Origin of the sequence: Curtobacterium sp. NPDC098951, assembly GCF_044759965.1 — a bacterium.
GTDB lineage: Bacteria > Actinomycetota > Actinomycetes > Actinomycetales > Microbacteriaceae > Curtobacterium.
Genome location: NZ_JBIWAG010000001.1, coordinates 256,567 through 278,056 on the forward strand (window position 1 = coordinate 256,567; position 21,490 = coordinate 278,056).

The window sequence follows — 21,490 nt, forward strand, 5'->3', positions numbered from 1 at the left end:
CCCCGGCGAGGGGCGGTAGCCAAGCTGGTCAAGGCAGTCGGCTCATAACCGAACGATTCGCGGGTTCGAGTCCCGCCCGCCCTACATGTCAAAAGCCGACGCGGGTCCGAGCAGCAGCAAGCGACCGCACCCGCCCCGCGTGCACCTCCCCAGGAAGCGCGACGCACCGCAGGACCAGGACGACCACGGACCGACGCCGAACGTGACGTTCGAGGTGACCCGCGGTGGCACCGGCGTGCGCGTCAACGCGTTCCGGATCGGCTTCATGGGTGCGCTCGGTGTACTCGTCGCGGTCGTGGCCGGTGCGATCGTCAACGAGCTCAGCACGGTGCTCGTCTACGTCGGTGTCGCGCTGTTCCTCGCGCTCGGCATCGATCCGCTCGTCTCCTTCCTCGAACGGTTCGTGCCGCGATGGGTGGCGATCACGGTGGTGGTGGTCGGGGTCCTCGCGGCCTTCGCCGGGGTGGTCTTCGCGGTCGTGCCGATCCTGGTGCAGCAGGCGACGAACCTCATCCAGAACTTCCCCGAGATCGTGCGGGACGTCTCGCGGCAGGAGTGGGTGCAGGACCTCTCGCAGCAGTTCGCCGGATCGTTCGACATCGACCACGCCCTGCAGTCCCTGCAGTCCTTCGTCGAGGACCCGGGCAACCTGCTGAGCCTCGGCGGCGGGATCCTCGCCGTCGGCAGCGGGATCCTGACCGGACTCACCGGCGCCGTCATCGTCATCATCCTGATGCTCTACTTCCTCGCGTCGATGCGGGGCATGAAGCGGATGACGTACCGGTTCGTGCCCGCGTCGCGGCGCGAGAACTTCATCGACGTCAGCGAGCAGATCACGCAGGCGGTCGGACGCTACGTCGTCGGACAGATCTCGCAGGCGCTCATCAACGGCATCCTCAGCTTCGTGTTCCTGCTCATCATCGGCGCGCCGCTGCCGGTGCTGCTCGCGTCGTTCGCCTTCATGGGATCGCTCATCCCGCTCGTCGGGACGCTCGCGTCGGCGATCGTCATCTCGCTGCTGTGCCTGTTCGCGTCGCCGGCGACCGCCCTCGCCGCGGCGATCTACTACCTCGTGTACATGCAGGTCGAGGCGTACGTGATCTCGCCGCGGATCATGTCCCGGGCGGTCCAGGTCCCCGGCGCCCTCGTCGTCATCGCCGCGGTCGCGGGCGGCACGATCGGTGGAGTCCTCGGCGCCCTCGTCGCCCTGCCGGTGGCGGCGTCGGTGATCATCATCGTCCAGAAGGTCATCTACCCCCGCCAAGAGCAGTCGTGACCGACCTCGCCGAACACGCCGCCGGTCGCGACCGGTGGGCGACGAGCGCCCGGGGTCCGCTCGCGCTCGTGAACGCCCAGCGCGTCGACCACGCCCAGCCGGTGTGGCCGGTGCCGGGGCAGTGGGCGCCGGCGCCCGGAGGGCTCACGGTCACCGCCGTCCCGGACGACGGGGTCCTCGTCGACGGCGACCCCGTGGACGGGACCGTGTTCGTCGCCGGCGACGAGGCCGTCGTCCCCTCGACCGTCGTGTTCCCCGACGGGCTCGCGGGCACCGTCTCCCGCGGCACCCTGCGGGTGTGGGACCCGGCATCGGACGCGATCGCCCGGTTCGACCGCATCGCGCGCTTCGAGCAGTCCGCCGCCTGGGTCACGTCCGGCAGGTACACGCCGGGTGAGCCAGGAGGCGCGGCGAGCGTCGTCGACGCCGCCGGCGATCCGCTCGAGGTCGCGGGACACGTCGAGACCACGCTGGACGGCGCGGCCGTCCGGCTGCTCGCGGTGCGGTCGGCGCCCTTCCACGGCGTCCCTCGGCTGCAGCTCATCGTGCAGGACGCCACGAGCGCGCTCCCCGAGGACGACCCCGGGAGCACGTACTCGATGGGGCGGTTCCTGTACCTCGACGACCCCGGCGAGCCCGCCGACGTCGCGCTGGACTGGAACCTGCTGGTCCTGCCGCCGTGCGCGTTCTCGTACCAGTTCGCCTGTCCGATCCCGCCGGCGGAGAACCGCATCCCCGTGTCGGTCACCGCGGGGGAGCGGCATCCCCTCGACACCGCGGGACACGTCTTCCACTGAGTCCTGCCGCGGTACCTGGCGTTCCCAGCGTGCAGGCTGCATAATGGGCGTGTCCGCAAGGACATCACAATCGGATATCGATGGTTCCGAACGAGAACCTCCAGTTCAGGTCGATGGGGAAGTCGCACCTGACGAATCGGAGGAATCGTGAACGGAACGACCACCGGGGTGCTCTACGTGCACTCCGCACCACGCGCGCTCTGCCCGCACGTCGAATGGGCGGCAGGTCGCGCCCTGAGCCGTGCCGTGAACTTCTCGTGGCTCGACCAGCCCGCACAGGACGGCGCGCGTCGCACCGAGTTCACCTGGACGGGTTCCGTCGGCACAGGCGCCGCGATCGCCTCGGCCCTGCGCGGTTGGGAGCACCTCCGGTACGAGGTCACCGAGGAGCCCACGTCGGAGTCCGACGGCGGCCGCTGGATGCACACGCCGGACCTCGGGGTGTTCTACGCGCAGACCGACGTCACCGGCAACATGGTCGTGCCCGAGGACCGCGTCCGCTACGCCATGGAGGTCGCCGGGAGCAACGCGCTCGAACTCCACCGCGAGCTCCGACTGGCGCTGGGCCAGGCGTGGGACGACGAGCTCGAGCCGTTCCGCCACGCCGCCGAGGGCAACCCGGTCGTCTGGTTGCACCGCGTCGGCTGACCTGCCGAACCGTTCCCCCCGTCACGAACGCCGTCCCTCGGGGCGGCGTTCGTGCGTCCGGGGCGGCCCGCGCACCCGCCGCCCGGCAGCCGAGCGCGCCGAGTCTCGCCTCGGCGGACGGTTTCGCGCTGCCGGAGCCGCGAAACTGTCCGCGGGGCCGAGTCTCGGCGCACCGCCGCGGCCACGGGCAGCGGCCACGCGCTGCGCCCGCGGCCACGGGCAGCGGCCACGCGCTACGGCCGCGGGGAGCGCGCCGCGCCCGGACCGGCCACGGGAACGACGGAGGCCCGCCCCGACGACGCGGGACGGGCCTCCAGGACCGGACGGACCGGACGGACCGGACAGACGGACTCAGACGCTGCGGAACGCGACCACGGCGTTGTGCCCACCGAACCCGAACGAGTTGCTCACGGCGAGCAGGTCGCCCTGCGGCAGCTCGCGCGGCGACGTGGCGACGTCCATCACGATCTCCGGGTCCTGCTCGGTGAGGTTGATCGTCGGCGGCGCGACCCGGTTGTGCAGCGCGAGGGCCGTGAACGCGGCCTCGATCGCACCGGCACCACCGAGCAGGTGGCCGGTCGACGCCTTCGTGGCGGACACCACGACCTGGTCGAGGTGGTCGCCGAAGACCCGACGCATCGCGTGGTACTCGGCCACGTCGCCCACGGGGGTCGAGGTGGCGTGCGCGTTGACGTGGACGACGTCCTCGCGGGAGGCGCCGGCGTGCTCGAGCGCCTGCAGGACGGCGCGGGCGGCGGCGCTGCCCTCGGGGTCGGGCGCGGTGATGTGGAACGCGTCCGAGGTGATGCCGGCTCCGGCGACCTCGGCGTAGATCTTGGCGCCGCGGGCCTCGGCGTGCTCCTTGGTCTCGAGGATGAGCGCCGCGGCGCCGTCCGCGAGCACGAAGCCGTCGCGCGTGACGTCGTACGGACGTGAGGCGGTCTCGGGGGAGTCGTTGCGGCGGGAGAGCGCCTGCATCGAGGCGAACGCCGCGAGGGGCAGCGGGTGCAGCGCGGCCTCGGCGCCACCGGTGATGACGATGTCGGCCTCGCCGGTCGCGACGTGGCGGTAGGCCTCGGCGAGGGACTCGGTCGAGGACGCGCACGCCGACAGGTAGGTGCGCGCACCGCCGCGGGCGCCGAACTCCATCTCGATGGCGGCGGCCGGGCCGTTCGCCATGAGCATCGGCACCGTCATCGGCAGGACGCGACGCGGGCCCTTCTCACGCAGGGTGTCCCAGGCGTCGAGCAGGGTGTTCACGCCACCGATGCCGGTCGCCCAGTCGACGATGAGGCGTTCGGGGACGACGGTCTCGGCGTCGATGCCGGCGTCGGCCCAGGCCTCGCGCGCGGCGACGAGCGACAGCTGCGACGAGGGGTCGAGGCGCTTCGACTCGGGGCGGGTGAGCTGGTCGGTGAGGAACCGGCGCGACTGACCGGCGAACTCGACGGGGAGCTCGAGCTCGGCGTAGCGCGGGTCCTCGATGCGGGTGATGCCGGACGTGCCGGCGAGCAGCGCGTCCCACGTCTCCGGTGCGGTCGCGGCGAGGGGTGTGATCGCACCGATCCCGGTGACGACGACGGTCTTGTTGGTCATGGAACGACGTGTTCTTTCGTGAGGACGTCCGGCCGCTCGTGGCGGAGCCGGACGGAGCCGGGGCGGACCGACGAACGCCGGGCCGGGGTGGTCCGACGGACGCCGGACGCGTGTGGGCCGACCAGGGTCGGTCCGGTGGACGAGGTGAGCGCCGCGGCCCGCGGCTGGTCCGCCGGGGCCGCGGCGCTCAGGAAGCTCGCGTCAGGCCTGTGCCTTGACGATGTAGTCGACGGCGTCGCCCACGGTCTTGAGGTTCTTGACCTCTTCGTCGGGGATCTTCACGTCGAACTTCTCTTCGGCGTTCACGACGATGGTCATCATCGAGATCGAGTCGATGTCGAGGTCGTCGGTGAACGACTTGTCGGCGGCGACGGTGTCGGTCGCGATGCCGGTCTCGTCGTTGATCAGCTCGGCCAGGCCGGCGAGGACTTCTTCGTTGGACAGGGCCATGGGGATTCTCCTTGAGGGGGGTGTCGTTTGACCGTGGACCAGCCTAGGGCACGCGGCGGTCGCGCGCCCGGAGGCTCGTCGAGGTGGTCACGCGGGTGCGCGACCGGGTGGGCTAGGGGAGGACGACCACCTGCGCGCCGAACACGAGTCCGGCGCCGAACCCGATCTGCAGGGCGAGGCCGCCCGACAGGTCCGGGTGCTCTTCGAGCAGGCGGTGCGTGGCGAGCGGGATGCTCGCGGCGGAGGTGTTGCCGGTCGTGGTGATGTCGCGCGCGATGGCGACCGTGTCCGGCAGGCCGAGCTGCTTGGCGAACTCGTCGATGATGCGGATGTTCGCCTGGTGCGGCACGAACGCGGCGAGGTCCGACGGAGTGATCCCCGCGGCCTCGATCGCCTCGCGGGCGACCTTCACCATCTCCCAGACTGCCCAGCGGAAGACCGTCTGCCCGGCCTGGCGCATGGTCGGACGCGGCGCTCCGGCGGCCCACTCGTTGTAGGTCGCGGTCATGCCGATCGCGTCCCACTTCGAGCCGTCGGAGCCCCAGATCGTCGGTGCGATCCCGGGGAAGTCGCTCGGGCCGACCACGGCCGCACCGGCACCGTCCCCGAGGAGGAACGAGATGGAGCGGTCGGTCGGGTCGACGACGTCGCTGAGCTTCTCGGCGCCGATGACCAGCACGTGGTCGGCGAGACCGGACTTGATGAAGGAGTCGGCCTGGGCGATGCCATACGCGTAGCCGGCGCACGCCGCGCTGACGTCGTACGCGGCGGCCGGCGTCGCGCCGATCCGCTCGGCGAGCAGGGAGGCCATCGACGGGGTCGCGACGGTGTGCGTCACGGTGCTGACGAGGACGACGCCGATCTGCGACGGCTCGATGCCGGCCTTCGCGATGGCCTCGCGCGCGGCGGCCTCGGCGAGGTCGACAGCCTCGGTGCCGGCCCCGGCACGCTTGCGCGTGACGATGCCGGTGCGCTGGCGGATCCACTCGTCGGACGAGTCGATCGGGCCGATGAGGTCGTCGTTCGGCACGACGTTCTCGCCGCGGGCGGCGCCGTAGGCGAGGATGCGGGTGAACTCGTGGCCCCGGCGCTGCTGGAGCAGCGGACGGGAGGCGCGGTTCGGCTCCGCCTGGTCGCTCGCGACGGACGGGGTGGAGGACTCGGTCATGCGGTTGCGTCTGCTTCCTGGCCCGCGCTCTGCAGCAGGTCGATCGCTGCGGGCAGGTCGTCGGGGGTCTTGATCGCGACGGTCGGCGTGCCGCGCAGACCGCGCTTCGCCAGGCCGACGAGGGCACCGGCGGGGGCGAGTTCGATGATGCCGGTCACGCCGGCGGCCGCGAAGGACTCCATCACGGCGTCCCAGTGCACCGGGCTCTGGATCTGCTGCACCATCAGGTCGACGAAGCGTCGGCCGTCGTCGACCCGGGAGCCGTCGGCGTTGGTCCAGATCGGCAGCGTCGGGTCGTGCACCGTCGCGGCGGCCGCCACGGGGGCGACGCGCTCGACGGCCGGGGCCATGTACCGGGTGTGGAACGCGCCGGCGACCGCGAGCGGGATGACCCGGGCCTTGGTCGGCGGGTCGGCGACGAGCGCGGCGATCGCGTCTGCCGCACCGGCGACGACCGTCTGGCCGCCACCGTTGTGGTTCGCGGGTACGAGGCCGTGCGCCTCGAGCGCGGCGGCGACCGCGTCGGCGTCCCCGCCGAGCACGGCTGCCATCGAGGTGGGTTCGAGCGCTGCGGCGTCCGCCATGGCCCGACCGCGCTCGGCGACGAGGGTGATGGCGTCCGTCGACTCGAGGATGCCGGCGACCCCGGCGGCGGTGAACTCGCCGACCGAGTGGCCGGCGACACCGCCCACGAGGGCACGGCGGCCGTCGGCGAGCAGGGCGTCGGCGGTGATGAGGCCGGCGGCGACGATGAGCGGCTGGGCGAGCGCGGTGTCCTTGATCGTCTCGGCGTCGGACTCGGTGCCGTGTGCGGCGAGGTCGATGCCGATGGCCTCGGACCACGCTCCCACGCGGTCACGGACGGTGGCGTCCTCGAGCCAGGGGGCGAGGAAGCCGGGGGTCTGGGAGCCCTGTCCGGGCGCGACGACGACGATCACCGGACAATCCTGCCGGTCGCCCCGCGCCGCACCCGTGTGGACTTCCCACAGCGATGTCCACGAGACATTGTGCACTTCCCACCGACGGGACCGGGTGCGCCGACCGGCACCGACGGTGCGCTCACCGACGGTGCGTTCACCGACGGTGCGGGATGCGGCGCCGCCCGGCCGTCGACTCGGACATCGCGCCGAGGATGAGCGCGGACTGGACGATGAGGGCGTCCCGCGCGTGCGTGGCGTCCCACCCGATGATGTCCGCCACGCGGCGCAGCCGGTAGCGCACCGTGTTCGGGTGCACGAACAGCTCCCGCGCCGTGGCCTCGAGCGAGCGGCCGGTGTCGAGGTAGCACCAGAGCGTCTGCAGGAGTTCCGTCGACTGGTCCTTGAGCGGCACGTAGATCCGCTGGACGAGTGCTGACCGGGCGAGCGGGTCGCCGGCGAGGGCGCGTTCGGGCAGCAGGTCGTCCGCCAGTGCCGGGCGCGGGGCACCACGCCAGGCACGGGCCACCGCGAAGCCGGCCAGGGCCCCCTTCGCGCTGGTGGACGCGTCGACGACGCCGGGGACCTCGTTGCCGAGCACCAGGTGTCCGTCGCCGAACGAGGGTTCGAGCGCCTGCGCGATGGCGGTGAACGACACCGGTTCCTCGCCCTCGGGCACGTCGTCACGCGGGGTGGCGCGACCGATCACCACGACGAGGCGTGACCCCTGCACGCCGATCAGCACGTCGGCGTCCATGTGCCGCGCGGTCCGCCGGATCTGGTCGACCTCGAGCTGCTTCGGCGCGTTGCCGACCAGTACCGCGACCTCGCCGTGACCGTGCCAGCCGAGTGCCGCGATGCGCGAGGGCAGCTCGTCGTCGTACTCACCCGACAGGATCGAGTCGACCACGAGCGCCTCGAGCCGGGCGTCCCACAGCCCGCGGGCCTCGGCCGCACGGGCGTAGACGTCGGCCGCCGCGAACGCGATGTCCCGCGAGTACTTGAGGATCGCCTCCTGCAGCATCTCGTCGTCCTTGGCGCGTTCCTCGACCACGGTGACGACCACGCGGATGAGCTGGAGCGTCTGCTGCAGGCTCACCGATCGCAGGAGCTCGCGGGGCGCCGAGCCGAAGACGTCCGCCGCGGCGATCCACGGGGTCGACGCGGTGCCCTCGAGCCAGCTGATGAACGAGGTGATGCCCGCCTGGGCCACGAGTCCCACGGCGGAGCGCCGCCCCGGTGGCATCTCGCTGTACCAGGGGAGGGTGTCCTCGAGCCGCTTGATCGTGGCGGTGGAGAGTTCCCCGGACACCTGACGGAGCCAGGAGAGCGCCCGCTCGCGCGCGCTCTCCTGGCTCTCGGAGTCCGGTCGGACCGTCGTCACCTGCTGATCAGCTCTCGCCGCCCGCGCTGCCCGTGGTGCCGGCGGTCACGTCGTGCAGACGGTACTTGTCGATCGCCTGCTGCACGAGTGCACCGTCGACCTTGCCCTGCTTCGCGAGCTGCTGCAGCGTCCGCACGACGACCGACGGGCCGTCGATGTGGAAGAAGCGGCGGGCGGCCGGACGGGTGTCCGAGAAACCGAAGCCGTCGGCACCCAGGGTGGCGTAGTCGGTCGGGACGAACGGACGGATCTGCTCCTGCACGGCATGCATGAAGTCGCTCACCGCGACGACCGGGCCCTCGGTGCCGAGCAGACGCTCGGTCACGTACGGGGTGCGGGGCGCCTCGTTCGGGTTGAGGAACGCGTGCTGCTCCGCGGCGAGACCGTCGCGGTACAGCTCACCCCAGCTCGTGACGCTCCACACGTCGGCCGACACGCCCCAGTCCTCGGCGAGCAGCTGCTGCGCCTCGAGGATCCACGGCACGGCCACGCCCGAGGCGAGCAGCTGGGCCTTGGGCCCGTCGTGCTCGCTGCGGTTGAGCAGGTACATGCCCTTGACGATCCCGTCGACGTCGACGCCCTCGGGCTCCGCCGGCTGGACGATCGGCTCGTTGTAGACCGTCAGGTAGTACATGACGTTCGGGTCGGCGTGCTTCGGCGAGCCGTCCTCGTTCGTGCCGTACATCCGGTCGAGGCCGGCCTGCACGATGTGCCCGATCTCGTAGCCGTACGCGGGGTCGTAGGACACCACGGCCGGGTTCGTCGTCGCGAGGAGCAGCGAGTGGCCGTCGGCGTGCTGCAGGCCCTCGCCCGTGAGCGTCGTGCGACCTGCGGTGGCGCCGATCATGAAGCCGCGGGTCATCTGGTCGCCGGCGGCCCAGATGGCGTCGCCGGTGCGCTGGAACCCGAACATCGAGTAGAAGACGTAGACCGGGATGAGCGGCTCGCCCTGCGTCGAGTACGAGGTGCCGACCGCGGTGAACGCCGCCATCGCGCCGGCCTCGTTGATCCCGACGTGGATGATCTGGCCCTGCGGGCTCTCCTTGTAGGCCAGGAGGAGCTCGCGGTCGACGGACGTGTAGTGCTGCCCGTTCGGGTTGTAGATCTTCGCCGTCGGGAAGTACGCGTCCATGCCGAACGTGCGCGCCTCGTCGGGGATGATCGGCACCACACGGTTGCCGAAGTCGGGGGACCGGAGCAGGTCCTTCAGCAGTCGGGCGAACGCCATGGTGGTGGCGATCTCCTGCTTGCCGGAGCCCTTCTTGACGACCTGGTACTTCGCGTCCTCGGGGAGGGTGATCGACGTGTACTTCGTGCGACGTTCCGGCACGTAGCCGCCCAGCTCGCGCCGGCGCTCGTGCATGTACTGGATCGCCTCGTCGTCGTTGCCCGGGTGGTAGTACGGCGGCGTGTAGGGGTTCTCCTCGAGCTGCGCGTCCGTGATCGGGATGCGCATCTCGTCGCGGAACTGCTTGAGGTTGTCGAGCGTCAGCTTCTTCATCTGGTGCGTCGCGTTGCGCCCCTCGAAGCTCGGGCCGAGGCCGTAGCCCTTGACCGTCTTCGCGAGGATGACGGTCGGCTGGCCCTTGTGCTCGGTCGCGGCCTTGAACGCGGCGTAGACCTTGCGGTAGTCGTGCCCACCGCGCTTGAGGTTCCAGATCTGGTCGTCGGTGTAGTCCTTGACCAGCTCGAGCGCCTTCGGGTCGCGCCCGAAGAAGTTCTCGCGCACGTACGCGCCGTTCTCGGCCTTGTACGTCTGGTAGTCGCCGTCCGGCGTCTGGTTCATCAGGTTGAGGAGCGCGCCCTCGGTGTCGCGGGCGAGCAGGTCGTCCCACTCGCGGCCCCAGACGACCTTGATGACGTTCCAGCCCGCACCGCGGAAGAACGCCTCGAGCTCCTGGATGATCTTGCCGTTGCCGCGCACCGGACCGTCGAGACGCTGCAGGTTGCAGTTGATCACGAAGTTCAGGTTGTCGAGGCCGTCGTTCGCCGCGACCTGGAGCTGCCCGCGCGACTCGACCTCGTCCATCTCGCCGTCGCCGAGGAACGCCCAGACCTGCTGGTCGGACGCGTCCTTGATGCCGCGGTTGGACAGGTACTTGGCCTGCTGCGCCTGGTAGATCGCGTTGATCGGGCCGATGCCCATCGACACGGTCGGGAACTGCCAGAAGTGCGGCATGAGACGCGGGTGCGGGTAGGACGAGAGTCCGCCGCCGGCGTGCGACTGCTCCTGGCGGAAGCCGTCGAGCTGGTCCTCGCCGAGGCGCCCTTCCATGTAGGCGCGGGCGTACATGCCGGGGGACGCGTGCCCCTGGAAGAACACCTGGTCGCCACCGGACGGGTGGTCCTGCGCGCGGAAGAAGTGGTTGTAGCCGACCTCGTACATGGCGGCGCTCGACGCGTACGTCGAGATGTGGCCGCCGACCGCGATGCCCGGACGCTGGGCGCGGTGCACGGTGATCGCGGCGTTCCACCGGATCCACCGGCGGTAGCGGCGCTCGAGCTCCTCGTCGCCCGGGAACTCGGGCTCGTTCTCCGGCGCGATGGTGTTCACGTAGTCCGTGGTCGGGACCATCGGCACACCGAGGTGCAGTTCCTTGGACCGCTTGAGCAGGCTCAGCATGATCTCGCGGCCACGCTGGTGGCCGTGGGTCCGGACCAGCCCGTCGAGGGACTCACGCCATTCGGCGGTCTCCTCCGGGTCCTGGTCGCTGCTGCCGTGGCTGTACGGGTCCTGGTCGTTCACCGTCACCCTTGACCTCGTTCGTTCTCGTGGTGGTGGACATGGCGGGCCACCGGTTGGTCGGGTCACGACCGGATGGGGCCCCGACCACTCTAGGCCCCCGCACCGACCGAGAGGCTGATGGTGACGTGTGGGTGGACAGGTGCTTGCATTCGGGTGCCGTCGGCGTACGATTGCCGATCGTGCACACGCGACCCGTGCGTGCACGACGATGACCGGGCACACCCCACGCCCGAGGAAGAAGCACCACTGATGGCACTGGAGATCGGCTCGCTCGCGCCGGACTTCGAACTCCCGAACCAGTTCGGGGAGCACGTCCGCCTCAGCGACTTCCGTGGCATCCGCCCGGTCGCGCTGGTCTTCTTCCCGCTCGCGTTCTCGTCGACCTGCACGAACGAGCTCTGCACGCTGCAGGACAACATCGCGATGTTCCAGGACCAGCGTGTCGAGCTCATCGGCATCTCGGTCGACTCGAAGGCGACGCTCCGCTCGTTCGCCGAGTCGAACGGCTACGACTTCGAGCTCCTCGCGGACTTCTGGCCGCACGGCGCCGTGTCGAAGGAGTACGGGGTCTTCCTCGACAAGAAGGGCTTCGCCACCCGTGCGACCTTCGTGATCGACGTGCAGGGCCGCATCAAGGCCTCGATCATCTCGGAGCCGGGCGTCGCCCGCGACGTCACCGAGTACCGCGCAGCGCTGGACCGTCTGGCCGCCTGCACCGCACCAGTCGCCGTCGCCTAGCGTTCCGAACACCTGCTGAGACGACGCGCGACGCGTCGCGGACAGGAGGCACGGTGCACGCCGTCGACGACCGCCCGGCCCGCCGGGTGGTCACCACGGACGCCTACGCGCCGTTCCCGGTCACGGCGGACGCGGCCCGGTGGGGCCTCCGCCGTACGGTCGTGCCGACCGAGGCCGGTCCCGTCGTGGTGCACCACCGGCCGGGACGCGCCGCGATGCTCTTCGTGCACGGCGTCGCCGGCTCGTGGACGACCTGGACGCCGCTCCTCGAGGCCGCGGGCGGCGTCGGCGACCGCGGGCTCGTGCTCGTCGACCTCCCCGGGTGGGGATCGTCTCCCGCGCCGGACGTGCCGATCGACGTCGACCGTGCGGTCGCCGTCCTCACCGCGGTGCTCGACGCCCTGTCGGTCGCGGACGTCGACGTCGTCGGGCACTCCCTCGGCGCCTTCGTCGCGATGCACTTCGCCGTCCTGGCCCCGGCACGCGTGCGCTCCGTGGCGCTGGTCTCCGGCACGACCGTGGCGACCGCCTGGGCGGCGCGACACCCGGTGCGCGCGCTCCGGACGCTCCCCGCGTTCACGCTGTTGCGTGCCGGACTCGCGATCACCGGCGAGACGGCCAGACCGCTCCTGGGCGCACTGGCGGCGATCGGGGTGCTGCCGCTCCTCGCCGCGCCGGTCTTCGCGCACGTGCGCCGGCTCGACCCGAGCGTGCTCGACGCCTTCGTCGACGAGCTCCGGCCGGCTGGCTTCACCGGAGCGGCCCGCGCCGCGGCCGCCTACGACCTCGACCGCTGGCGTGCCGTGACCTGCCCGGTCACGGCGATCGCCGGGCGGGACGACGTCTTCGCCCGGGTGTCCGACCTCGACGCCCTGGGCGCGCTGTTGCCCGGCGCGCGGACCGTGCTGCTCGAGGACTGCGGGCACTTCGCCCACGTCGAGCACCCCGACGCCGTCGCGCACACGCTCGGCCTCGCCTGACCGACCCGGGTCAGGCGTGCACGGGGAACGTCGACGCCACGCGTGACCGGACCTCGCTGAGCACGGCCTGGCGCATCAGCGGGGAGAACAGCGAGTGGTCGCCCTCCGGCACCCGCACGAGGTCCACCCGGCCGGTACGGCCTCGGCTGCTCCACCGACGCAGGGCACGCTGGCCACCGAGTCGGTCGAAGACCTCGACGTCCACGGGCGACGCGATCAGGACGACGTCGGTCCCGTGCTCGACGAGGGGTCGGACGTGCCCGACGACCCCGCCCACGCGGTCGCGGCGGGCCACGCGGTCCCGCACCCACTTCGGCACGGCGGCGTTGTACCAGCGCCGGAGCACGAGGCGCAGCCGCGACGGCTCGTCGATCGCACGCAGGGCGTCGGCATAGGCGCCGACGGCGGCGGTGTTCCGTCGGTAGTCGTTGGGGCTGATCTCGACGACCATGCGGGGCGCGGTGTCGGCCGACCGTCCGGCGAGCCAGGCGCCGGCGCACATCCCGACGAGGACCAGCCGTTCGGAGGCCACCGCCAGTGCGTCGACGACGGCCTGCTGGTCGTCGATCCACTCCTGCGCGAACATCGGGGACCGCTCGTCCTCGTACACGTCGGAGCTCTCGCCGGTGCCCCGGCGGTCGACGCGGACCACGCGAGCACCGTCCCGCGCCAGCGTCCGGGCGAGGGCGACCTGGTAGTCGGTGGCGCCGACGTGGTGCTCGGCGGCACCGTTGTGCAGGACGACGACGGGGGCGTCCTCGTGCTGTCCGGACGCGACGGTCTCGACGGCGAAGAGCCGCTCGGGACCGATCCGGACGATGCGCTCGGAGGTGCGGGCGTCCACGTCGAGGACCTCGTCGAGCGTCGGCGGCACGGTCGGCACGGCGACGATCGGGCCCCAGGCGTCGATCCACGCCACGACGGTGTCGACGGCGGAACCGGGGATCCGGGCGACCATGCTCGTGCCGTCGAGGAGCTCGGCGCTCCCGGTGACCTCGGTCGTCGGCACCGGACCGAGGGCGCGGGGGGCGCTGCTGCCCGGGCGGACGAGCGCCACGGTCGGGCCGGTGCGCGGCTGGAAGATCAGTGCGCCGAGTGCGGTCGCCTCGGCGGGGTCGACGTCGATGCCGACGAGGCTCTCGAGCCCGTCGACGACGCGGGTGGCACCGATCGTGATGGTCGCCAGGGCGCGCTGCTTCCGGAGCCACGCGCGTCCCGAGGCCGGCGGGTCCCAGAGGACCAGGCCGTCGGTCGCGGCAGCGGCGGCCGCGGCGATCGGCGCGGCGGACGCGAGTCCGACGAAGGCCACATGGTCGACGCCGGTGGAGCGCAGCAGCGCGGCGGCACGCTGCGCGGACCGCACCTGCGCGTCGGGGTCGTCGTCGGGGGCGGAGTCGCCACGTCCGGACGGGTCGTAGCGCACCGAGGCCACGCCACGCGCCTCCAGTCGGTCGGCCAGCAGGCGCAGCGTGCGGTACGCGATCACGCCCTCCTGGCCGAGCGGCGGGCAGAGCACGACCCCCGCTCGCGCGGCGGCCGGCAGTTGCACGGCGACGCGGAGCGCGGGTCGGCCCGACCAGCCGTGGTGGGTGCTCACAGGGCCAGGGCCGCGCGGACCGGAGCCGGCCACGCGTCGGGGTCCGTGCCGTGGGCGGCGAACAGGGCGATCGTGATGCGCTCGAGCCCGAACGCGACGCACGCGCTGTGGGCGACCTCCCCGTCGGCGATCCGGATGCCGAACGACGTGCCGAAGTGGTCCTCGTGCAGGTTCGCCGAGCTGATCGCGGTGGCCGGGTGCTCCGGTCCGTAGACGGGCGTGACGAACTCGAACTTGAGCGCCTGCTCGACCTGGTTGCGGGCGAGCATCTGCCCGACCCGCCCGAAGAACGGGTCGTTGGCCGGGACGACGTCGATCTCGAGCCCGAAGGACTCGAGCAGCGCGCGCATGCTCGGGATGCGGCCGTCGCGGTGCTCCTGCGCGGACGCGGGCGTCCCGATGTGCACGAACTCGTGCATGTGGAACGCCTGCAGCCGCATCGGGTCGAGGGACGGCTCGCGGCGGAACGAGTCGCCGACGATGTCGAAGAAGCGGCCCTCCTGGGGGACCGTGTCGCCAACGAGGCCGTACACCGGGTGGCACACGGCGGGGGTGAGCATCAGGTCGGCCGGCTCGAGGAAGTCCTCCCACCGCTCGCCGCGCTCGCGTGCGGCGAGCAGCGCGCGGTGGGTCCGGTCGTCGCCGGTGAACCCGGAGATCGACGCGGCGAGGTCCGGGAACGACGCGATGTAGTCGGTGCGCTCGAACGCGGCGAGCGGCTCGACCGGCGGGAAGCGCAGGACGTCGGCACCGAGGTCCCGCTGGCTCGCCACGGCAGCGGCGTCGACCGCGGTGTACACGCGCTCGAAGACGCCCGTGCGGCCGTAGAGGCCGGGCGAGCCGAGGTCGATCAGGACACCGTCGTCGAGGAGTCGCGCACGCAGCGTCGCGCGGGCGGTGTCGAGGTCGGTGGCGGGCTCGGCCCGGGTGCTGGTGGGTTCGGTGATGGTCACAGGATTGCTCCGGTCATGAGTGCCAGTGCGGCGTCGTTCTGCAGGAGACGGTCGTTGCTCACCATGACGGCGGCCCCGTGCGAGTCTCGGAGGTGGCGGGCGATGCTGAGCTCCCCGCTGGCGGCGAACCCGGCGATGCCGACAATCCGCAGCGCCTTCGTGACGAGGTCGGTGACCTGTTCCGAGGCGTTGATCTTCAGGGCGTTCGCCGCGAGGGCGTACGCCGTCGACTCGAGCACCTCGGGGTCGTCCGCGACCTGGTCGAAGCGGTTCGCGGCGTGCCGCACGGCGTCGGCGAGCGACTGCAGGTCGACGAGGAGCTCGGCGAGCCGGAGCGCACCCGGCGGGGTCTGGCCCACGGCGGCGCGTGCCTGCTTGCGGACGGCCCGGCGGGCGCGGTCGGCGGCGTCCGCCGCGATCCCGAGCCACACCGACGCCCAGAGGACGTGCGACACGGGCAGGACCGTGCGGGCGGAGATCGTGGCGTAGTCGTCGCGGAGGATGCGGTCCTCGTGGGTCTCGGTGTCGAGCACCCAGCCGTTGCTGCAGGTGCCGCGGAGCCCGAGCGTGTCCCAGGTCGAGGTCTGCGTGAGGGTCGTCTCGTCGGGCAGGGCGATGACGAGCCGCTGGTCGGACGCCGGTGCGTCGAGGTCGCGCCGGGCGGTGACGAGGATCGCGTCGGCCTCGGTCGCGTAGGAGATGACCGGGGCGTCCTTGCGGAGCCGGATGCGTCCGGCCTGGTCGGGCTCGATGGCGCAGGTGCTCCGTCGGGCGTCGCCACCGATGCCGCGTTCGGTGGTGGACGAGGCGACGAGCGCGCCGTCGCGCACGGCCTCGATCATCGCGGTGACGCCGAGGGCGACCCCGCCGTGCCGCCAGAGCGCCATGGCCTGCCCGTGGTGCATCGCGAACACCATGGCGGTGGCGGCGCACGCGCGACCGAGTTCCGTCGCGATGACGGAGAGCTCGGCGAGGGTGGCGCCCTCACCACCGAGCTCCACCGGGACGGCGGCGGCGAGGAGGCCGTGCTCCTTCATCGCGGCGATCGCCTCGCGCGGGGGACGGGCGTCGCGGTCGACCTCGTCGGCGAACCGGGCGGCGATGTCGACGACGAGCGCGGTGCGGTCGGCGAACCGGTCCACCGGCGCGGCGGCGGCCCTGGCGGGCGCGGCGCTGGTCGGGCGCTCCTCGGTGATCACGCTGCCGACTCCGCTGCCGTGGCGATCGACTCGATGGTCGCGAAGGTCGACCGGTGCAGCGCTGCGTCCGGGAACTCCACGTCGAGTTCGTTCTCGACCGCGAGCATGACGTTCACGGTGGCGTGGGAGGTCAGTCCGAGGGCGTAGAGGTCGGCGATCGACGCCACGTCCATGGCGTCGACGACGAGCCGCCCGTGGTCGGCGAGGGCGCGCCGGACGGCCAGCTCGGTCGTCGGGGTGGCGAGTGCGACGGGGGTCGCTGCAGTGGTCGGGTCCTGGTGCATGCTCGCAACCATAGGGAGGACCGCGCCCCGGAAAGCCGCCGTGCGGGTGCGCGAAACCGCACGCGGCGCGAGCAGCCTGAGTGCTTTGACAGGGAAGTGTCCAGCGGCCGCGATCAGCGCTCGGACAGCGCGACGGCGGTGGCGAGCGCCAGTCCCCGTTCGTGGGACAGCGACACCGCGATGGCCCCGCAGCCGATGTCCGCGGCGAGCTCCGCCGCCCGTCCGGACAGCTCCACGACCGGGGCACCGACGGGGTCGAGCACCACGGCGACGTCGGTCAGCGGCACCGCGTCCGTGCGGGCCGGCCGCAGCAGCTTCAGCACGGCCTCCTTGCCGGCGAACCGGGCGGCGAGGCGCTCCGGGTCGTCGCCCGCGTCGGCGCGCTCGCGCGGGGTGAACACCCGGGCGAGGTACCGCTCGCCGTGCGCGGTGATGCCGACGATCACGTCCTCGACGGCGGCGAGGTCGGTGCCGGTCCGGATCGTGGTCATGGCGATAGCGTACGCGTGCGCGCGCCCCCGGGCATTCCCCGAGCGGCATGCGCGTCACCGGGCGTTCGTATGATCGACGCCAGAGACCACCGAGGGGGAACCGATGGCATCACCGTGGACGGGCATCATCGAGGACGCGCGGCACTACCCGTCGCCGCACAACTCGCAACCGATCGTCGTGCGCGTCGAGGACGACCGCACCGCGACCGTGTTCTACGACCTGCGGCGGGGCCTGCCGGCCGAGTCGTTCGGCATCCCGTTCGGCCACGTCTGCGCCGGGGTGTTCCTGGCCGGGCTCGACGTGGTCGCACGGGCGCACGGGTTCGCCGTGCAGGAACGGCTGGACCACGCCGAGATGGACTTCGGGCGGCTCGACGCCGACCCTGGGTCCGACGACCGGCTGCACCGGCTGGGCACCGTCGCGTTGCGCCCGCGCGCCGCGACGGCGGACGACCGGGAGGCGCTGGCCCGCTTCCTCGCGCGGCGCACGTCGCGCAGGCCCTACGACGCGACCCTGGTGGACGAGTCCGCGATCGAGGCCGTGTCCGCCATCGCGTCGGCCGCGGGCCAGCGCTTCCGCACCACCGCGGACCGGGCCGTCGTCGACGAGATCGTCCGGGTCAACCAGGAGACCCTGTTCGACGACCTGCGGCACGACGCCGTGCACGAGGAGATCCTGCACTGGCTGCGGTTCTCGAAGCGGCAGGCGGCGGAGACCGGCGACGGGCTGTCGGCCGAGACGATGCTCATGCCCGGCCCGGTGCTCCGGTTCGCGATGGAGCACCGCGGGCTCTGGGAGGCGCCCGGCGTCGGCGGGCTCTTCCGGCGCGTGTACCTGTCGACGATGCGCGGGGTCCGGCAGCTCGGCTGGCTCGAGGGACCGTTCTCGTCGCCGGCCGAGTACGTCGAGGCCGGCCGGACGTTCATGCGGATCTGGCTCGAGCTGACGGCGCGCGGCGTCGCCCTGCACCCGTTCGGCACCGTGATCACGAACCCCCGATCGCACGCCGCGTTCGTCCAGCGTGCCGGCGTCGACGAGTCCGACGGTCGGATGGCGTGGATGCTCTTCCGGCTCGGCCACAGCGCCCCGCCGCCGCTGGCGCACCGCAGACCCGCAGCGTCTATGACGATCGGGGGTGCCCGGTGAAGCGCGCGGCGGTGTTCTCGGTGGTCTGGGTCGTCGAGACGGTCGTGGCGCTCTTCATGCCGCGCGTCGGCACGCACAAGCTCCTGCTCACGCCGGGCATCGAGCCGCTCCGCTGGACCCTCGGACGCTGGCGTGCCTGGCGGACGGCCGAGCGCGCTGCACGGCGCGTGCCCGCCTACGGGGCCTTCCTGGCGGAGGCGGGTCGCGCCTCCCGGCTGGACACGCGTGGCGGGATCGCCGCAGCGATCTCGGGGCTGCCCGAGATGGACAAGGACTCCTACGTCAAGCGCTGGAGCATCCCCGAGCGCTGCGTCGACGGTCGGCTGCCCCGCCGTGGCGTGGTCGTCGACGAGTCGAGCGGGTCGAGCGGCACGCCCACCAGCTGGGTCCGCGGCCCCGACGAACGGCAGGCGACCCGGCAGCTGCTGCAGCTCGGGTTCTCGCGGACCGCGAAGGGTCTGCCGAAGCAGCCGTTCGTGCTCAACGCGTTCTCGCTCGGGGCGTGGGCCACGGGCATGAACGTGACGGCGTCGCTCACCGAGTCCTCGATGATCAAGTCGATCGGGCCGGACCGCGACAAGATCGTGCAGACGATGCGGGAGTTCGGCACCGACTTCACGTACGTCATCTGCAGCTACCCGCCGTTCCTCAAGGCGCTGTTCGAGGACGATCGGCTCGACTGGAGCGCGTACACGATCGTCGCGGCGTTCGGCGGCGAGGGCATCAGCGAGAACATGCGCGCGCATATCGAGCAGTACGCGCAGGCGGTGCTCGGGTCCTACGGTGCGAGCGACCTCGAGATCAACCTCGGCATCGAGACCCCGTTCTCCGTCGAACTGCGGCGGGCGATCGCGGCGTCACCGGAGCTGTCGGCGGGGCTGACGAAGCAGGGGGAGTACGGCGTCCTGCCGATGGTGTTCCAGTTCAACCCGTTCGGGTACCTCATCGAGACGAACGAGCGCGGCGAACTCGTCGTGACGATCGCCCGGTCCGAGAACATCAGCCCCCGCATCCGGTACAACATCCACGACCGTGGGCACGTCGTGCGGATGCCCGCGGTCCGCCGGACCCTGCGCGAGCACGGGTTCGACGCGCTCGCCGACTCCGCCCAGCTCGACCTGCCCCTGCTGTTCCACTACGGCCGGTCCGACCTGTCCGTCGACTACAACGGCGCGGTCGTCGCACCCGACGTCGTCCGCGACGTGGTCTACGGCGATCCGGCGCTGCTCGAGGCGGTCGAGAACCACCGGCTCATCAGCTACGAGGACGACCGCGGCGACCGGCAGCTGCACATCGCGTTCCAGCTCGCGTCCGGCGCATCAGGGTTCGACGCCGACGGTGCCCGCCCTGCCGTCGTGGCCGAACTGCGGCGGCTGAACAAGGACTTCTCGAACGCGATCCGGACCGCGCCGCCCGGGACCCTGCCGACGGTGGCGTTCTACCCGTACCGCACCGGGCCCTTCCGCGAGGACGGTCGGAAGCTCAAGAACGAGTACGTGTGGCAGCTGCCGGCGGGGGCGGTGGACGAGTGGGACCTCGACCGGTCCTGGACCGCCCCGAAGGAGGCCTGACCGGGGTCAGCGGTACTGCGGAGGCCAGTCGAAGGGCTGCGGCAGGTGCGGGACCTCGCCGATCGTCGTGACGTCGAGCACGACCTCGCGGCGGTTCGTCAGGGCGATGGAGCGCGGATTGCCGAAGTACCGTCGGCCGTCGACCCACACGGTGAGCTCGCCGCGGAGCCCGCCGACGTGCGCGGGACCGAGCGAGACGCCCCACTCGTCGAAGAACTGCCCGAGCGTGAAGGTCTGCCGGGTGGGCGATTCGACGTGCAGGATGCCCGAGGTGTCGTGCGTGTGCAGCTGCGCGGCGAACCGCCGGGCGTCCGAGTGCCCGACGTTCGCAGGCACCGTCACGGGCTCGTCGCCGTCGAGGATCGTCAGGTGGGTGTGCACGTGCTCGGCGAGTCGCTCGCCCCAGACGTTCCGCAGTCCGGCGTCGTCCGCGTGCTCGGCGAGGGTCGTCGGCGCGGGCCACGGGGGAGCGGACCGCGAGGTACCGTCCGCCGGGGTCGTCCCGCCCGCGATGAGCGCAACGACCGTGAGGGCCGCGAGCGCCGCGCCGACGGCCGCCGGCCTCACCATCGGTCGTGCACGGCGGCGCGGAACCACTCGTCGTACAGTTCGCGGACGGTCTCGTCGAGGCCGGGCACCTCGGGGAGCGAGCCGGCGCCGGCGTTCGACCGGGCCTGCTCGGGGTTGCGCGCACCCGGGATCGCCGCGGTGACGCCGTCCTGGGCGATGACCCACGCGAGCGCGGCCTGCGGGACCGAGACGGCGTCCGGCAGCGACGCCGCGAAGACCTGCGCGGCACGCACGCCGTCCTCGAAGTCGACCCCGCTGAAGGTCTCGCCCTGGTCGAACGCCTCGCCGTGGCGGTTGTAGTTGCGGTGGTCGCCCTCGGCGAAGGACGTGTCCGCCGTGTACTTGCCGGACAGCAACCCCGATGCCAGCGGGACGCGCGCGAGGATGCCGACCCCTGCCTCCCGTGCGGCCGGGAGCACGCGGTCGAGCGGCTTCAGCCGGAACGCGTTGAGGATGATCTGGACGGTCGCGACGCCGGGACGGGCGATCGCGGTGAGGGCCTGGTCGGTGGTCTCGACGCTGACGCCGTAGGCGGCGATCGAACCGTCGGCGACGAGCGCGTCGAGCGCGTCGTACACGGCGTCGTCGGCGTAGACCTCGGTCGGCGGGCAGTGCAGCTGGACGAGGTCGAGGGTGTCCTGCTGCAGGTTGCGGCGCGAGCGGTCGACCCACTCGCGGAAGTTGGAGGCGACGTAGTTGGACGGCACCTGTTCGGCGCGTCGGCCCATCTTCGTCGTGATGGTCAGCGGGACGTCGGGGTTCGCCGAGCGCCACGCGCCGATGAGCTGCTCGCTCCGGCCGTCGCCGTAGACGTCGGCCGTGTCGAACAGGGTGACGCCGGACTCGACGGAGGCGTCCATGACGGCGTTCGCGTCGGCGTCCGACACGGGACCCCAGTCACCGCCGAACTGCCAGGTGCCGAGGCCGACGACGGACACGGTGCGGCCGGTACGGCCGAGGGTGCGACTCTGCATGACG

General features: G+C 72.1%; 20 protein-coding genes and 1 tRNA gene. 8 read left to right on the forward strand and 13 right to left on the reverse strand.

What is annotated here, in order from left to right; genetic code table 11:
* Positions 1–9: 9 nt before the first annotated feature.
* From ACIQUC_RS01180 to ACIQUC_RS01195, 4 genes are all read left to right on the forward strand, one after another.
* A tRNA-Ile gene (locus tag ACIQUC_RS01180) sits at positions 10–84 on the forward strand.
* 55 nt (positions 85–139) lie between these two features.
* Entirely contained in the window at positions 140–1,276 is a 1,137-nt protein-coding gene (locus ACIQUC_RS01185; protein ID WP_402262308.1) for an AI-2E family transporter, read from the forward strand.
* Positions 1,273–2,073: a DUF1684 domain-containing protein gene (locus tag ACIQUC_RS01190; RefSeq protein WP_402262310.1), complete on the forward strand. Its 801-nt coding sequence runs from the start codon at positions 1,273–1,275 to the stop codon at positions 2,071–2,073. The genes ACIQUC_RS01185 and ACIQUC_RS01190 overlap by 4 nt, the downstream gene beginning before the upstream one ends.
* Positions 2,074–2,241: 168 nt before the next feature.
* Positions 2,242–2,721, forward strand: coding sequence for a DUF3145 domain-containing protein (locus ACIQUC_RS01195; protein ID WP_402263791.1), 480 nt, complete (start codon positions 2,242–2,244; stop codon positions 2,719–2,721).
* A 351-nt stretch (positions 2,722–3,072) separates the two neighbouring features.
* Here the strand turns inward: ACIQUC_RS01195 and ACIQUC_RS01200 are convergent, their stop codons facing one another.
* From ACIQUC_RS01200 to aceE, 6 genes are all read right to left on the reverse strand, one after another.
* Entirely contained in the window at positions 3,073–4,317 is a 1,245-nt protein-coding gene (locus ACIQUC_RS01200) for a beta-ketoacyl synthase (RefSeq protein ID WP_022906377.1), read from the reverse strand.
* Positions 4,318–4,518: 201 nt separating this feature from the next.
* The gene (locus tag ACIQUC_RS01205) at positions 4,519–4,767 is read right to left on the reverse strand and encodes an acyl carrier protein (protein ID WP_022903951.1); all 249 of its coding nucleotides are present in this window, start codon (positions 4,765–4,767) and stop codon (positions 4,519–4,521) included.
* 112 nt (positions 4,768–4,879) lie between these two features.
* Positions 4,880–5,935, reverse strand: a complete 1,056-nt coding sequence (locus ACIQUC_RS01210; protein ID WP_402262314.1) for a beta-ketoacyl-ACP synthase III — start codon at positions 5,933–5,935, stop codon at positions 4,880–4,882.
* A complete protein-coding gene (locus ACIQUC_RS01215) occupies positions 5,932–6,873 on the reverse strand; it encodes an ACP S-malonyltransferase (RefSeq protein WP_402262317.1) in 942 nt (313 codons plus the stop codon). Before ACIQUC_RS01215 ends, ACIQUC_RS01210 begins: the two co-directional genes overlap by 4 nt.
* Positions 6,874–7,009: 136 nt before the next feature.
* Positions 7,010–8,236, reverse strand: coding sequence for a CdaR family transcriptional regulator (locus ACIQUC_RS01220; protein ID WP_022906374.1), 1,227 nt, complete (start codon positions 8,234–8,236; stop codon positions 7,010–7,012).
* A gap of 7 nt (positions 8,237–8,243) precedes the next feature.
* Positions 8,244–10,988: a pyruvate dehydrogenase (acetyl-transferring), homodimeric type gene (aceE, locus tag ACIQUC_RS01225; protein WP_402262319.1), complete on the reverse strand. Its 2,745-nt coding sequence runs from the start codon at positions 10,986–10,988 to the stop codon at positions 8,244–8,246.
* A gap of 243 nt (positions 10,989–11,231) precedes the next feature.
* Here aceE and ACIQUC_RS01230 point away from each other — a divergent pair, with 243 nt between their 5' ends.
* Both ACIQUC_RS01230 and ACIQUC_RS01235 read left to right on the forward strand, forming a co-directional pair.
* Positions 11,232–11,720: a peroxiredoxin gene (locus ACIQUC_RS01230; protein WP_402262322.1), complete on the forward strand. Its 489-nt coding sequence runs from the start codon at positions 11,232–11,234 to the stop codon at positions 11,718–11,720.
* Between the two features lie 53 nt (positions 11,721–11,773).
* On the forward strand, positions 11,774–12,700 hold the full coding sequence (locus ACIQUC_RS01235) for an alpha/beta fold hydrolase (protein ID WP_402262325.1): 927 nt from the start codon (positions 11,774–11,776) through the stop codon (positions 12,698–12,700).
* A 10-nt stretch (positions 12,701–12,710) separates the two neighbouring features.
* Here ACIQUC_RS01235 and ACIQUC_RS01240 read toward each other — a convergent pair whose 3' ends face one another.
* From ACIQUC_RS01240 to ACIQUC_RS01260, 5 genes are all read right to left on the reverse strand, one after another.
* Positions 12,711–14,297, reverse strand: coding sequence for an alpha/beta hydrolase (locus ACIQUC_RS01240; RefSeq protein WP_402262328.1), 1,587 nt, complete (start codon positions 14,295–14,297; stop codon positions 12,711–12,713).
* A complete protein-coding gene (locus tag ACIQUC_RS01245) occupies positions 14,294–15,250 on the reverse strand; it encodes an amino acid--[acyl-carrier-protein] ligase (protein ID WP_402262331.1) in 957 nt (318 codons plus the stop codon). The genes ACIQUC_RS01240 and ACIQUC_RS01245 overlap by 4 nt, the downstream gene beginning before the upstream one ends.
* Positions 15,247–16,449, reverse strand: a complete 1,203-nt coding sequence (locus ACIQUC_RS01250) for an acyl-CoA dehydrogenase family protein (RefSeq protein ID WP_022907987.1) — start codon at positions 16,447–16,449, stop codon at positions 15,247–15,249. The genes ACIQUC_RS01245 and ACIQUC_RS01250 overlap by 4 nt, the downstream gene beginning before the upstream one ends.
* Complete coding sequence (locus tag ACIQUC_RS01255; RefSeq protein WP_042723988.1) at positions 16,446–16,733, reverse strand: acyl carrier protein; 288 nt, start codon at positions 16,731–16,733, stop codon at positions 16,446–16,448. The genes ACIQUC_RS01250 and ACIQUC_RS01255 overlap by 4 nt, the downstream gene beginning before the upstream one ends.
* A gap of 113 nt (positions 16,734–16,846) precedes the next feature.
* On the reverse strand, positions 16,847–17,224 hold the full coding sequence (locus ACIQUC_RS01260) for a holo-ACP synthase (RefSeq protein ID WP_402262335.1): 378 nt from the start codon (positions 17,222–17,224) through the stop codon (positions 16,847–16,849).
* Positions 17,225–17,327: 103 nt separating this feature from the next.
* Here ACIQUC_RS01260 and ACIQUC_RS01265 point away from each other — a divergent pair, with 103 nt between their 5' ends.
* Both ACIQUC_RS01265 and ACIQUC_RS01270 read left to right on the forward strand, forming a co-directional pair.
* The gene (locus tag ACIQUC_RS01265) at positions 17,328–18,371 is read left to right on the forward strand and encodes a hypothetical protein (RefSeq protein WP_402262338.1); all 1,044 of its coding nucleotides are present in this window, start codon (positions 17,328–17,330) and stop codon (positions 18,369–18,371) included.
* On the forward strand, positions 18,368–19,942 hold the full coding sequence (locus tag ACIQUC_RS01270; protein ID WP_402262341.1) for a phenylacetate--CoA ligase family protein: 1,575 nt from the start codon (positions 18,368–18,370) through the stop codon (positions 19,940–19,942). The genes ACIQUC_RS01265 and ACIQUC_RS01270 overlap by 4 nt, the downstream gene beginning before the upstream one ends.
* Positions 19,943–19,948: 6 nt before the next feature.
* Here ACIQUC_RS01270 and ACIQUC_RS01275 read toward each other — a convergent pair whose 3' ends face one another.
* Together ACIQUC_RS01275 and ACIQUC_RS01280 are read right to left on the reverse strand one after the other, a co-directional pair.
* A complete protein-coding gene (locus ACIQUC_RS01275) occupies positions 19,949–20,512 on the reverse strand; it encodes a hypothetical protein (protein ID WP_402262344.1) in 564 nt (187 codons plus the stop codon).
* Complete coding sequence (locus tag ACIQUC_RS01280; protein ID WP_402262346.1) at positions 20,506–21,486, reverse strand: aldo/keto reductase; 981 nt, start codon at positions 21,484–21,486, stop codon at positions 20,506–20,508. The genes ACIQUC_RS01275 and ACIQUC_RS01280 overlap by 7 nt, the downstream gene beginning before the upstream one ends.
* Between the last annotated feature and the right edge of the window lie 4 nt (positions 21,487–21,490).